The organism is Chitinophaga oryziterrae, assembly GCF_009758125.1.
In the GTDB taxonomy this organism is placed as follows: Bacteria; Bacteroidota; Bacteroidia; order Chitinophagales; family Chitinophagaceae; genus Chitinophaga; species Chitinophaga oryziterrae.
Genome location: NZ_WRXO01000011.1, coordinates 1 through 14430 on the forward strand (window position 1 = coordinate 1; position 14430 = coordinate 14430).

Below are 14430 nucleotides of genomic sequence, written 5' to 3' on the forward strand. Positions count from 1 at the left end.
GTTTTACGGTTGTGCAATTTGGCCCAATGACCTCCGAAATAGATCGTTTAATTTTGGCCCAATGATTCCCGAAACGGGTGGCCCAGTATCACCGAAATCGATGGCCCAATGGCCTCCGTTCTAGACAATCTAAAGTCATGGTTTATAAAGATAGACTAACAATCGTTTTTTTAGTAGAGAAATTGGAAACAAAATTTTTTATATGGAAAAGAAGCGAATCAGGCTGGCTAAAGTGCATGGTCGTAGCCAGGAAGTACAGAATATTTATGGTGATGACCGCTCCGGTTATCGTGCAGTACCGTGGTTGCGAATGGGAGGTTTATGGATGGAAAAGCTTGGTTTTAAGGTAGGAGATCCTATAGAGGTTAGGGTAGGGCACGGTAAACTGGTCATTAAAAAGATAACAGGGCGTGGGGATCATAAACACTAAGTAGCAACTATAGCAAACGCTGTCATTACGAACTAAAATAAGATTAGCTCTTTACAGGAAAAATATCCAGTTAATCTGTTGATTGTTAACAAAATAAGTCCAAACAATAATGAAACACTATCTGCTTAAAACAAACAAAGAAGAGTTAAATATCATAGGGGTAAACCCGGAAGATGAAATAGCATTCCATGCGGCATATGGAAAAGAGATCATCTTCAGTGGAGACAATATCCAGGAATTGCTGATCAGGTGGCGTCAGTTATTAAAGGAGCCGCCTGGCGGGTAATAATTCCTCTACCGGATCATTCATTAGTCAAAAACATTAGGGAGTGTGCGGAGAGTGTTCGGGAAGTCTCTATATGTAGAACATACTTTGAACATACGTCGGAGATAGCTTGAACATACTTTGGTCGGTTCGGAAATGGCCAAAGTATGTTCAAACTATCTCCAACGTATGTTCTACATATAGAGTCTCCCCGATGTCTCACACTGTAGACATACTGTTTGTTCTCCCTCTTTGCAGTTAGAATAGCGTCCACCTCAGATAGTAACTGTTATCATTCATTGCTATGGCGAAGAGCGAAATTATTTTCATGATTTGGGTGATCTTGCGTTTATAATAATAGATCCATTAATTTACCTGCTATTATGAAATATATTCTTTTCATACCTTGTTTGATTTTGTTGCCCCATGTAGCTATTTCGCAGCAAAGTGACCTTAACTTCGTGAATTTCAGCAGTGAAGATGGCCTGTCGTCCAATACTGTTACGGCTATAGTGAAGGATAGATATGGGTATATGTGGTTTGGGACAGACGATGGTCTTAACAAATTCGACGGAGTTAATTTCTCGGTTTACAGGCACAAAGAAAGCGATACGACCAGCATTGGCGCCAATTCAGTACTTGCAATGCACGAAGACCGGTTGGGCAACCTTTGGATCGGAACAAATACGACGTTATCTCTTTATAACCGTAAAAAGGACTGCTTTATTAATTATCAGTTCACTTTAAATAATACAGCACGTACCCTGTTCAGTGATCATTTAGGCAATCTATGGGTGGGAAGTTATATTGGCCTGTTTATGCTCGATCCCCGGACCGGGAAAACGACCCGGTATATCGCTAACGCCGGCAGGCCCGGGCAGCTTGTGTCAAATATCATTACCTGCATATTTGAAGACAGCAGGCACCGGTTATGGGTAGGCGGAAACGCAGGATTGTACCTTTATCAAAGAAGTACGAATGATTTTAAACATTTTTCGCATAATCCGGCAGACTCGCTGTCGATTCCGGATAATTCGATAAAGGCAATAACAGAAGATCTTAACGGTAATTTGTGGATTGGCAGCGACGATGGTGGTTTAAGTATGTTACGGCCCGATGGAAAAGGGTTCCGTAGTTACAGGCATAGCAAAACAGATAAGCAAACACTGAGCAGCAACTGGGTTTGGGCAATCGCAGCAGAGAATCCAAACAGCTTATGGGTAGGCACAGAAGAAGGACTGAACATCTTCGATCTGCAGAAAAAGACATCGCGCAGGGTGGAGCATGATGCCAGGAACAGGTATAGTTTACACGGCAAGTCCATCCGAAGTATCTATATAGATGAGAAGGGTATTTACTGGGTCGGGACGTATCAGGGCGGCGTTAGCAAATATGATAAGAACCTCACTTTTTTTAACCTTCGGAAGAGCGATCCCTTTGACCCAAAGGGATTAACAGCTCCGATCGTAACTTCTTTTTCTGAAGATAAGAATGGAGATATCTATGTAGGAACGGATGGTGGTGGTATCAATTTGTATCACAGAGGTACCGGTTTGTTCGATCATCCATTGTTCTATGGACAAGGTAAACCTCCGGCAGTTCTCGCACTGGAACGGGCAGATGGTGAGCTTTGGATCGGGACGTTTATGCAGGGCATATACGTGCTTAATATCCAAACAGGCAGGGTAAGACATTACATGAAAGGTGACGGTCCGCAAGATCTTTCCGGTAATGATATTTTTTGTCTTAAAAAGGACCACAAAGGAAATATCTGGATTGGCACTAACGGAAACGGTGTGAACATCTATGATCCCGTATCAGGAGAATTTCGCCGCTTTGATCAGGACCGCAAGTATCCCGATGATATTAAAGTGTTGACCCGCGGTTTTATCCGGACAACCGAAGAGGATAAAGCCGGCAATATCTGGATCGGTACGATGGGGGCTGGTATAGTGATGCTTGATCCTTCCCTTGAAAAAATCAGGGTGTTTAACCATATGAACAGCAGCCTGCCGGCCAACGAAGTACAGACCATTTATGCGGGTGATAACGGCCGGATCTGGGCTGGCACACACGGAGGAGGATTATGCCTGTTCGACACCCATACTCAGAAATTTATCCGTTACTCTGAACAGGAGGGAGCACCCAATGCTGTCATTTATAAAATACTGGAAGACGATGCTGCCAAAATGTGGGTTAGCACTAATAAGGGTATCAGCAGTTTTGACCCGCTAACCGGAAGATTCAAAAACTATTTTCATTATAACGGCATACAGCGAAGTACATTCTGCCTGGGGGCAGGACTCAAAACAAGCAAAGGAGAACTGTTTTTTGGTGGGTTGGATGGATTTAACTATTTCAATCCCAAACTATTAAATTATAATAGGAACATACCTAAGATAGTGCTTACCGACCTGAGGATCGCCAATAGTTCAGTGATACCTGGCGACAAAGCTGCGATCAGAGAGCATATTTCAGTGGCTGATGAGATAAGGCTGGACTACAGGCAGAATTTTTCAATAGACTTTACAACGTTGAACTATACGGCACCGCAGGAAAGCAGGTACTCATATATGTTGCAGGGCTTTGATAAAACCTGGAATGACATAGGCACGTCCCGGACGGCAACATTTTCTAATTTGCAACCCGGGAAATATGTCTTCCGGGTAAAAGCAAGTAGTGATGACGGTTCATGGAATACCGGGGAAGCGACTATGGATATTTATGTAAGGCCTCCTTTCTGGCTTACTGTATATGCATATGTTTTCTATGTGCTTACAGCGGGACTTATCTTATGGGGGTTGCGCTACCGCGGTATTCGAAAACTGAAAAATAAGTTTGCACTTGAACAGGAACGTCTTCAGATCAGGCAGGACATGGAACTGGAGAGGAGAGAGGCTGAACGGTTGCGTGAATTTGAGCAGGTCAAGATCAAATATCTCACCAATTTAAGCCACGAATTCCGGACACCGGTGTCTCTGATCATAGCTCCTGTTGAAAAGCTGATCCAGCAGGAACAATGCGAGGAAAAACTGGGGCAGCTTAACCTCATGAAACGCAATGCCAGGCGGCTTTTAAACCTGGTAAATCAACTGCTGGACTTCCGCAGGCTCGAAGAACAGGAACAAAAAATTAATCTTACGGAAGGCGAGATCGTATCCTTTATTGGAGAAGTACTGGAATCATTTAAAGATATTTCTGAACGCAGGCAGATCAATTTCTCGTTTACAAGTACCCTAAGCCGTTTTTACACGGTCTTTGATAAAGATAAAATTGAGCGGATACTGTTTAATCTTTTGTCCAATGCCTTTAAATTCACAGCGAAAGGTGGCCGGATATCGCTCAGCATTGACCACGATCCGGTTTCGGGTCTCAAAATCGTGGTTGCCGATACCGGTATCGGCATGACTCCGGAAGTGCAGGAGAAGATCTTTACCCGGTTTTTCCAGGGCGACAATAATCCCGCCATACTGAACCAGGGTAGCGGTATTGGTCTCTCCATTACCCTGGAGTTCGTGAAAATGCACGGCGGTGTAGTAAATGTTGAAAGCATACCCGGAAAAGGAAGCATTTTCACTGTTCAACTACCTTTGGAGCCGGTACAGGAACAACCTGATAATATAGATCAACCGGCGATGAGCACAGGTGAACACGTTGAGACCAGCGGCCAGCCCGGAGCTGGTCCCGGATTGGAACAACAGGCTACTGAAAGACTGACCGTGCTGCTGATCGAGGACAATGACGATTTTAGATACTATCTGAAAGATAATTTAAAACCATTTTACAAAATCGCAGAGGCGGCAGACGGGAAAGAAGGATGGCAAAAGGTACTTTCTGTTCATCCTCACGTGATTGTGAGCGATATTAATATGCCATATATGGACGGCATACAGCTAAGCCAGAAAATTAAAGCAGACAAAAGGACAAACCATATCCCGGTTATTCTGTTAACAGCGCTGACTGGCGACGCTTCCCAGCTAAAAGGTCTCGAAACAGGCGCCAGCGACTACCTCACCAAACCCTTTAATTTTGATATATTAAATGTCAGGATCAGGAACCTGTTATTGCTGAATCAAAGTTTGAAGGACACCTACACCCGTCAATTAAAGGTAGTGATGCCTGCTGCTGAAGTGGAATCGGAAGACGAAAAATTCCTGCTGAAGATTACACAATATATTGAGGCCAACATTAACAGCAGTAATCTGACAGTGGAAGAATTAAGTAAACACCTTTTTATGAGCCGTGCGTCATTGTACAATAAGATGGTACAATTGACCGGTGAAACCCCTGTAGAATTTATCCGGTCCATTAAACTGAATAAGGCTGCCGACTTTTTGGAAAACAGCGATATGAAAATTGCACAGATCGGCTATGCTGTCGGATTTTCCACTCCCAATTATTTTGCCCGGGCTTTCAAAGCTAAATTCAACATTTTGCCTTCGGAATACCAACTTTTAAAAAAACGGACTGTCAATTAAACAGAGCTAAGTTGACTATTCACACCTGCACGCATTTACAAGGACTTCCCTACCTGTAAAAAATCTACCCGTTTAAACATTTGTGCTATTCATTTTTACAAATGAGCCATGGCTCTTGCAGGAGTCAGGCTACATTCGCCTGACTGATTTAATAATATAAATTCCACTAATTGTCATATTGACATTAAAGCGACAGGAAAGTATTTGGTTTGACCCTTAGTTGACCACGTTGATGCCATGTGTGCAAAGAATGCATTTTAGGTGCTTGCATTTTACAAATTGAAATAAAACCACGATTATGAACTTTTCGGTTACGCACAGCTTCCAAAAAGCGTCAACCTCCTTTACATTCCTATTGGGGAAAACGATGCTGCCTTTTTTATTTATTGTTTTACTGACACCCTATGCAAAAGCACAGAATATAAATGTTGCCGGGCGCATTATCAGCGACAACGGAACAGGTATTCCAGGCGCAAGCGTCCGGGTAAAGGGCGCCGGAACGGGTGTTCTGAGTGATAATGAAGGCTTTTTCAAACTCGCAGCGCCGGCTACGGGAACACTGGTGATTTCTTCGGTAGGATTTGTGCCGCGGGAAATAGCCATCAACCACCAAACGACTGTTAACGTGACACTAAAATCTACAGTCAGTGATCTGGAACAGGTGGTGGTTATAGGATATGGTACAGCAAAGAAAAAGGATGTGACAGGGGCGACGGTCTCTGTTAAGGGAGAAACATTAAGGGAAATAGGTGCGCCCAATGTTTACAACCAGCTACAGGGAAGAGCTGCGGGCATTGATATTGTAAGCAATAGTTCAAGTATAGGTACTGGCGGGGAGATCAGGATCAGGGGCAACCGTTCCCTTGCATCGGGTTCCAGCAGTAATAATGCCCAGAACGGCCCTTTACTGGTGGTAGATGGCATACCTCTTTCAGGTGGCAGTATTAATGATATCAATCCCAGTGATATTGCAAATATTGATATACTGAAAGATGCATCCGCGACGGCCATATACGGGTCGCGGGGATCAGGAGGGGTTATTATCATTACTACAAAAAGAGGCAGGGCCGGTAAGCCTGTTACCAGTTATGACGGCTATGTAGGGATTTCGCAGGCGATGGGTACCTACGACCTTTTTAACGGCCAGGAATATGCGGCTTTCAAAGAAGCCGCAAAACAAGGTCAGCCGAATCCAAACAATCCCCACCCAAATGCACTTACCCCAATTGAAAAGGAAAACCTGGCCAATGGTGTTAATACGGACTGGCAGAAACTTTTACTGACCACAGCTATCCGGACAGATCATAATATCAGTGTTGCCGGTGGTAATGAGACAACCTTGTACAGTTTCGGGTTCGGTGTCTTTCGTGAAACAGGTATTATACCGGACCAGCGCTTTGACCGCGGATCAATTCGTATCGCGATTGATCACAAGATGAGCAAACGCATAAAGGTAGGATTGACAACCACCAATATAATGAGTTGGGCCAACCGTATTAATACGAACGCCTTTGGCTCGGCAACCAGGCTAAGCCCACTGTATCTTCCTTATAACGCTGACGGTAGTATTAACCTCCAGCCCGCCATACAGCAGTCCAATGATGCCAACCAGATAAGCCCACTTACTTCCATCGGCAATAATGATAAGATCAAAGCCCGAACACGCAGGTTCAGAACATTGACAAATGTGTATGGAGAGCTTGAAATCATAGAGGGACTGAAGTTCAGGACCAGCCTGGGGCTCGACTGGATACAGACCATGAACAATAACTATACTGGCCCGGGTACCGTGTTTAATACGAACCTTACCACTGCCGGGGCCACACTAAGCCAGTCGAACGATGAAACATGGAGCTATACTGTCGACAACTCGCTTACCTATGAAAAGACCTTCGCAGAGAAACATAAGATACAGGCAACAGCGTTGCACGAAGTGGTAAAAAACTTTAATCAGAGCCAACAGTTCAACGGACAGGGCGTACCGGCGGACTATATACAGGACTATAATTATCAATTGGTGAACTCGTTGACGGCAAATTCGTCCGGCTACAGCGATCGGGGGCTGCTATCTTATATGGGGCGCGTGTTCTATTCTTATGACGACCGGTATATGTTAACAGCCACAGTAAGGACCGATGGCGCTTCCGTACTGGCTCCCGGCAATCAATGGTTTACATATCCTGCACTATCTGTGGGGTGGAATCTGAGTAACGAACGTTTTATGCACAACGTGCACTGGGTAGACAATCTTAAATTAAGGGCCGGATGGGGCGTGAGCTCAAATCAAACGATTGCACCTTATACAACTATAGGAAGCCTGTCTTCCAATTTCTACAACTATGGTTCCGGCACTTCTTCCAATGTGAACCTCGTGTCAGGTTACCTGATCAACACATTGCCCAATCCTCATCTCACATGGGAATCTACCAGGGGATACAATATAGGTTTGGACTTTGGATTCTTTAATAATCGTTTGAGCGGAGCCATCGAATATTATAATGTCAATACGAGAGACATTCTGCTGAGCAAGGAATTGCCACGAAGCGTAGGAGCTAACTCAGTACTTGTCAACCAGGGGAAAACAGCCGGTCATGGCCTGGAATTAACGCTCAGCAGCCTGAATGTAAAAAGTCGCGCCGGGTTTACATGGAATACGGATCTGAATTTCTCCATGGCAAGGGAGAAGATCGTAGCCCTGCAACCCGGATTGACACAGGACATCGGCAATGGCTGGTATGTGGGACAACCGCTGACCGTAATTTATGACGTAAAAAAAACCGGGATATGGCAACTTGGCGAAAAAGACAATGCCGGAAAGTATGGAGCAGCTCCAGGGGATATCAAGATACAGGATGTTGACGGTAATGGAACAATTGGTGCTGAAGACCGCCAGGTGATCGGCAATTTTCAGCCAGACTTTGTATTTGGGTTCACTAATCGTTTCGCCTATAAAAACTTCGATCTGAATATTGTAACGTTTGGGCGTATCGGACAAACGGTGGTTGTTACCTATCTCACTGCTGATGGTGGTGCAGCCGGTTATCCTTTTTTTATGAACAGCCGTGTCAACCAACATAAAGTGAATTACTGGACACCGGATAATCCCACCAATGATTTCCCCCAGCCTGATGCAAGCAGGGATGCTTTACAGTATACGTCCACTTTGTCTTACCGCGACGGCTCTTTTATAAAGATAAGGTCTGTCAACCTGGGATACAATCTTCCTTCAAAGATTACAAATAAAATGGGCCTTAGTTCGCTTCGGTTATACCTGGCCGCTCAGAACCCGTTTATCCTCTGGGCCCCCCTTGTGCGTGACGGACTTGGTATTGATCCGGAAGGTAATGGCAACGGCAACGCAGTAGGTTCTACAGCGGGAGGAACACCTGTAACGGGCAGGGCTATTACGGTAGGCATGGGCGTACCTCCCACACGCCAGTATATGTTTGGTGTAAACGTTAAATTCTAATCCTGAAACTTAGTTTAAAATGAAACTGAATATAAAAATATCATGGCTGCTGATGGTGGCATTGCTGATAGCCGGGGAAGGTTGTAAGAAGGTGTTGGTAGAACAGCCCCGCGCAACAATTGATCCTGATTATTTCAGGACACCCGAGGGTTTAGAGGGTGGAATAACAGGAATATACTCCTCTTTCCGCAGTCATTGGGGTACACAAATCTTTACGCAGTTATTTAACGGCGGGACAGACGAGATGATCAGGGGCGGCGCTGCGGACGTTCAGCACAACTTTACCTATTCATCCCTGATGAAGAGCAACACAAATGACTACAGCGGCCTATGGAATTCTATGTACATAGACATTAATACAATTAACGGGGTCCTTCAGTTCGGCCCTGATGCCCAGATGGATGAAGACAAAAAATCGCAACTGCTGGCTCAGGCTAAGTTCCTTCGCGCATTTTGTTATTTCCAGCTGGTGACAACCTTTGGCGATGTTCCCCTGCACCTTACTTACAATACAGAAGCGGTGGCTGCCGATAGCAGGACGCCGATCGCCGGAGTATATGATGCGATCATTAAAGATTTGCAGGATGCCGCTGCGGAGCTGCCCAACCAGCCGGCGTCCGGATTGGGTAAACCGGCCTATAAAGCGACGGCCCTCTACCTGCTGGCAAAGACCTATTTATGGCGCGGATGGTCTGCCGCGGCCAAAGGAAGTGACTTCACCGACGCATTTAATACAGCTAAAAGTATCATCGACAATAAAAGTACGTACGGCCTTGACCTCTGGCCCGTTTTTGCACAGGGGTTCCTGGAAGGTAATGAATATGGAAGGGAGACCATCATGGTCATTGACCATAACAAAGACCTGAAATTTGGTGAGAATTCCCAGACCGGCACAGGCGCTGGTAATCTGAAAGAAAATAAATCCAACTTCTTTTTCCGTCCGAATTATCCTACCGTAAATGCCAACTATCCTGATGCAGGTGGAGCTTACATTTGTGTGAGAGATGTGCAGAATGGCCGTCCCTGGCAAAGGATAAGGCCTAATATGCGCTACGTACTGAATGTGGCTTTTGCGAACAGGACTACTGACTCGCGGTATGACGGCACCTTTCAGACGATCTGGTTATCCAACAGTGTACCCGGTTCAGTGAAAGGTACTTCGGGTGCGGCTACTCCACGGGGCACGCTTGTCAATGGCATTGATACCGCCATCTGGATGGCAGACAGGGTGGTGACACCGGCTGAAAGAGCCGCTTTCAGGGGAATTATTTTTGAGCCTGATTATCTGCCTGGTGCAACCGTACCTTATACCAGCCTGCTTTATCCTTCTCTGCGGAAATGGGATGATTCCACAAGAGCTGATATGAACGATTATTCTGACAGACCTTATATCCTGTTCCGTTTTTCAGAAGTTTACCTGATCGCAGCTGAAGCGGCGCTGAAAGGAGGCGGAACACTACAGCAGGCGGCCGATATGCTGAATGTGCTGAGAATAAGGGCTGCGCTGAAACCAGGGCAAACTCCCGATCAGTATGCTGCTGCGGTGGCTGCACAAACTATTAGCCCTACGGAGGTAACACTTGATTTTATTCTGGACGAACGCACAAGGGAACTGTATGGTGAGTGTAACAGGTGGTACGATCTTTCACGGACAAAAACACTTGTTGCGAGAGTTAAACAATACAATGATGAGGCAGCAGCCAATATCCTGCCGCAACATATGTTGAGGCCTATACCTCAGCAGCAGATAGACCTGGTGACTGAAGGGCCCGCATTTCCTCAAAACCCGTGGTATGGGAACTGATCAGAAAAATAGTTTGAATGCTGGTTTATATTGAATGTCCACGTTTAGAATTACAACCCTCAAAATGAAAACCATGAGAAAAAAACCTCCGATTTAGCAGCCCGCATTACTGATGCGGAGTCATCTGCCGTTTTGTAAAAACTATTGAATTACTTAACAGAATTAACTATGAAAACAACCCTTTTTCTCAGAACCCTGGGAATGTCATTTCTTTCCCTCAGTTTAATTATTTCCTCTTGCGTGAAGCAGCAAAATTCAAAAGAAATTGTACCTGATAAAAAAGGGAATGCTGCAGAAGGTGCGGCCGATGTTGCTATAATGGCAACTGCTACAATTGATGCCAACACTGTACAACAAACAATCCAGGGTTTTGGAGGTATGAGCGTTCCAATCTGGATCGGAGACTTAACAGCAGACCAGAGAACAAAAGCCTTTTCTGCCGGCAGTGGCATCGGGATGAGCATTTTGCGTGTGATGGTCCCTACCACCAGCAGCCAGTTTGCCGCAGAAAAACCTACTATCGATGCGGCCAAAAGTTATGGCGCGAAAGTAATTGCCACCGCCTGGAACGCTCCTTCTTCCATGATGGACGGACTTTATCTGAGAGCCAGTGCATGGGGTGATTATGCCGCTCACTTAAGTGCCTATACTCAGGCCGTAGGTGGCGTTTATGCATTATCCCCATGGAATGAACCTAACTATATGGCCTCAGGCTGGATGCACGCATCAGCTACAGAGATAGCTGATTTCGTTGCTGCCCAGGGCAACAATTGCGGTGCTCCCATTATGTGTCCGGAGCCATTTAATATGGACCAGACTTTCATTAATACGTACCTGAGCAATGCTACGGCAAAATCAAAAACGCTTTTTGTAAGCGGACATATTTATGGAAAAACGCCCTATAATTTAGGCAACATCGGGAAGTCGGTATGGATGACCGAGCATTATACCAATTCTTCCATCAGTGGTAACGACTGGCCCAACGCCATGAATGCGGCAAAAGAGATTCATGACTGTATGACGGCAGGATGGGCTGCTTATGTGTGGTGGTACATCCGCCGTTCGTACGGGCCGATAGATGAGAACAGCAATATCACCAAGGTAGGCTATGTTATGGCGCACTTTGCAAGGTACGTTCGTCCGGGATACACTAAAATTGCCTGCCCGGGGAATCCGACCACAGGTGTATATACTTCAGCTTACAAGAGCGGTTCAAAAATTGTGATCGTTGCCATTAATACGAATGCTGCGGTCACCTATCAGCCATTTACTATCAGCGGGATAACGGTTAACAGTTTCAATCGTTATGTAACTACCAGTTCGTCCAACATGGATTCAAGCTCCCTGGGCATTTCAAATAATGCTTTTGGGATCAACCTGCCTGCATCCAGCATAACCACCCTGGTTTCTAACTGATGGTTATTTCCTGATCAATGAAACAGTTAAAATTATAGCTTACTATAAACAACGCTAAATAGAAGCAGGGATACTTTGGATATTTAGCGTTGTTTATCTTCTTAATATTGCTACATAAAAATACCACGTATGAAACAATTGCTTTTTGCTTTATCTTTTCTTTTGCTACTGGCTGTCCCCGCTTTTTCGCAAAACATTGTTAAACAGGCGCCAGCCGGTTTCGACAGCCTGCGTGCGGATATCCTCCATGGTAAGATCGACACTATCAGCTATACCTCTAAAACGGTTGGAACACAGCGAAGAGCATTAATATACACACCTCCAGGATTTTCCAAAAAGAAGAAATATGCGGTTTTATATCTCCTTCACGGCATTGGTGGTGATGAAAAGGAATGGCTGAACGGCGGTAAGCCGCAACTGATCCTGGACAATTTGTATGCAGAACACAAAATAGAGCCCATGATTGTCGTGTTACCAAATGGCAGAGCCATGGAGGACGACCGCGCCATCGGTAATATTATGGCGCCCGACAAGGTACAGGCTTTCGCAACATTTGAAAAAGATCTGTTAAATGATCTGATACCATTCATTGAAAAGCAATACCCGGTTTTAAGTGACAGGGAACACAGGGCTATAGCGGGCCTGTCGATGGGAGGCGGACAGTCCCTTAATTTTGGGCTGGGTAACCTGGATAAATTTGCCTGGGTGGGAGGGTTTTCTTCGGCTCCCAATACCAAAATGCCCGAAGAATTGGTTCCCGATCCGGAAGCCGCTAAAAAGGAGCTCAGATTGCTTTGGATTTCCTGCGGAGCAAGTGACCGGCTTATAACATATAGCAAACGCACACATGATTACCTGAAAGAAAAGGGCGTTCCGCATATATATTACATAGAACCAGGGGTGCATGATTTTAAGGTCTGGAAGAATGGTTTATATATGTTTTCCCAGTTGCTCTTTAAACCTGTTGATACTTCAGATTTCTCCAAATATGTTTATACGGGTGAAGGAATGCCGCCAATATCCCCGGAATGATACTGATAAGGCATTGAGAATTTACCATTGTTTGTTATACCATTACTTTTAACTGCTCTTGCAAATCATTCGCTTTTACTAATAGAGATTTGTCTTTAACATAATGTCCTATGTCAAGTATCTTACTCAGCAGATTCTCTTTATACACGTTCTTGTAATTATAATATTCCAGTTTGAAATCCCAGGTATCGGACAGGTGTTCAAATACCTGTTTATTGTTATCGGAAAGTGCGGTATGGTCTACCACCAGGTATTGTGCCGGATTGAGCTGCTGCAGGTGATGAAGGATTGCCTCATTATAGGCAATCCATACCCGCAAAAAATGTTCGCTGTGTTTATTGAGTAATAGTCTTTTCCGGAATGGCTTTTTAAAATATTCCCAGAAGAATTTAGGGAATCCTTTTTTCTGAGAATATTTATACGAGGTCCTGCTGTATATCCTGCTGATAAGAGAACTGACCACGCTGCGGTAATCCCGCAAAATAACGAGATAACGGGCCTCGGGAAGTAGTTGACGATAATGGTCAAGGAACAGGCAGGTACGCGGTTCTTTCCATGCCCATTGCTGTTGAGTGGCATTCTTCTGGTTTACCAGTTTCCTCATCTCATGCAGTTGCCCGTCTGAGAGGGTTACGAGTGGTTCATCTATCATTCCATCTTCCGGTAAATGATAATCTTTTAGGACGTTTTTATGGTACTGATAGAAATCAAGATCTTCAAAATGCCCGTCTTCATTGCCTATACCTGCGCCCATGAAGTGATCTCCCACATGCATACCGCATTTGTACAGCCACTGTGTAAGCAATGAGGTACCTGACCGGTGCATACCGGTAATCACTAAAACTTTGCTGTCTGTCATTAGTTTCTTATTTGAGCGTGTACGGGTAACAGTTGTGAAGAAATAGTATTCCTGATAAAAGCGAACAGTTCACTGGTGCAGGCATTGATCGACTTTTCATTTGTGCGCAGATGTAAATCAGGATTTGCCGGCGCTTCAAAAGGATCATTGATACCTGTTAGATTAGATACTTTATCAGGATGCCCGTCCGGCAGTAAAGCCCGCTTGTAGAGGCCTTTTGTATCTCGGGTAATAAGTTCATTCACCGGACAATCTATATATACTGTCTTTACATGTTCGTAAGTAGCAGCCAGCTCATGACGGATTTCATCATAAGGGTTAATAGCACTGATAATACATACGATACCATGATCGGAGAGCCTGCTGGCAACGAAGCCTAAGCGCCTGATATTCTCACAGCGGTCTTCTTTGGAGAAGCCAAGATCTTTGCAGAGGAATTCTCTATATGTATCACCATCGATGATTTCAATGGGAGTGTGATAAGCAATTGCTTTTCGCTTAACGTTCGTCGCAATTGTTGTCTTTCCTGCTCCGGAGAGTCCGCATAGTTGTATTATCATCGCATATCAATTTACTGGTTGAATATGCTGCAGGTTAAAATTACAGGTTGAACGGAAGGATAGTTTTTGTAGTTCGCATAGACAAATTACAATTACAAGGGAAAACTTTGTCCAATT

The 14430-nt window shown here is 44.8% G+C and carries 9 protein-coding genes; 7 read left to right on the plus strand and 2 right to left on the minus strand.

The features are described from left to right. The first annotated feature begins 202 nt into the window (after window positions 1-202). The 7 genes from GO495_RS27365 to GO495_RS27395 all read left to right on the plus strand — a co-directional run bounded on the left by GO495_RS27365 (window position 203) and on the right by GO495_RS27395 (window position 12894). The gene (locus GO495_RS27365) at window positions 203-430 is read left to right on the plus strand and encodes a SymE family type I addiction module toxin (RefSeq protein ID WP_157303137.1); all 228 of its coding nucleotides are present in this window, start codon (window positions 203-205) and stop codon (window positions 428-430) included. 109 nt (window positions 431-539) lie between these two features. Next, complete coding sequence (locus GO495_RS27370) at window positions 540-716, plus strand: hypothetical protein (RefSeq protein ID WP_157303138.1); 177 nt, start codon at window positions 540-542, stop codon at window positions 714-716. Between the two features lie 362 nt (window positions 717-1078). Further along, window positions 1079-5173, plus strand: a complete 4095-nt coding sequence (locus GO495_RS27375; RefSeq protein ID WP_157303139.1) for a hybrid sensor histidine kinase/response regulator transcription factor — start codon at window positions 1079-1081, stop codon at window positions 5171-5173. Window positions 5174-5471: 298 nt separating this feature from the next. Next, entirely contained in the window at window positions 5472-8642 is a 3171-nt protein-coding gene (locus tag GO495_RS27380; protein ID WP_157303140.1) for a SusC/RagA family TonB-linked outer membrane protein, read from the plus strand. A 19-nt stretch (window positions 8643-8661) separates the two neighbouring features. After that, window positions 8662-10446 carry a RagB/SusD family nutrient uptake outer membrane protein gene (locus tag GO495_RS27385; RefSeq protein ID WP_157303141.1) on the plus strand — a complete coding sequence of 595 codons (1785 nt, stop codon included), beginning with the start codon at window positions 8662-8664 and terminating at the stop codon, window positions 10444-10446. A 168-nt stretch (window positions 10447-10614) separates the two neighbouring features. After that, entirely contained in the window at window positions 10615-11862 is a 1248-nt protein-coding gene (locus GO495_RS27390) for a glycoside hydrolase (protein ID WP_157303142.1), read from the plus strand. Window positions 11863-11991: 129 nt separating this feature from the next. Next, window positions 11992-12894, plus strand: a complete 903-nt coding sequence (locus GO495_RS27395; protein ID WP_240915353.1) for an alpha/beta hydrolase — start codon at window positions 11992-11994, stop codon at window positions 12892-12894. Window positions 12895-12928: 34 nt separating this feature from the next. Here the strand turns inward: GO495_RS27395 and GO495_RS27400 are convergent, their stop codons facing one another. Beyond that, the gene (locus GO495_RS27400) at window positions 12929-13753 is read right to left on the minus strand and encodes a sulfotransferase (protein WP_157303143.1); all 825 of its coding nucleotides are present in this window, start codon (window positions 13751-13753) and stop codon (window positions 12929-12931) included. Further along, window positions 13753-14313 (minus strand): adenylyl-sulfate kinase, encoded by a 561-nt coding sequence (gene cysC / locus GO495_RS27405; RefSeq protein ID WP_157303144.1) that lies wholly within the window; start codon window positions 14311-14313, stop codon window positions 13753-13755. Before cysC ends, GO495_RS27400 begins: the two co-directional genes overlap by 1 nt. Window positions 14314-14430 lie beyond the last annotated feature (117 nt).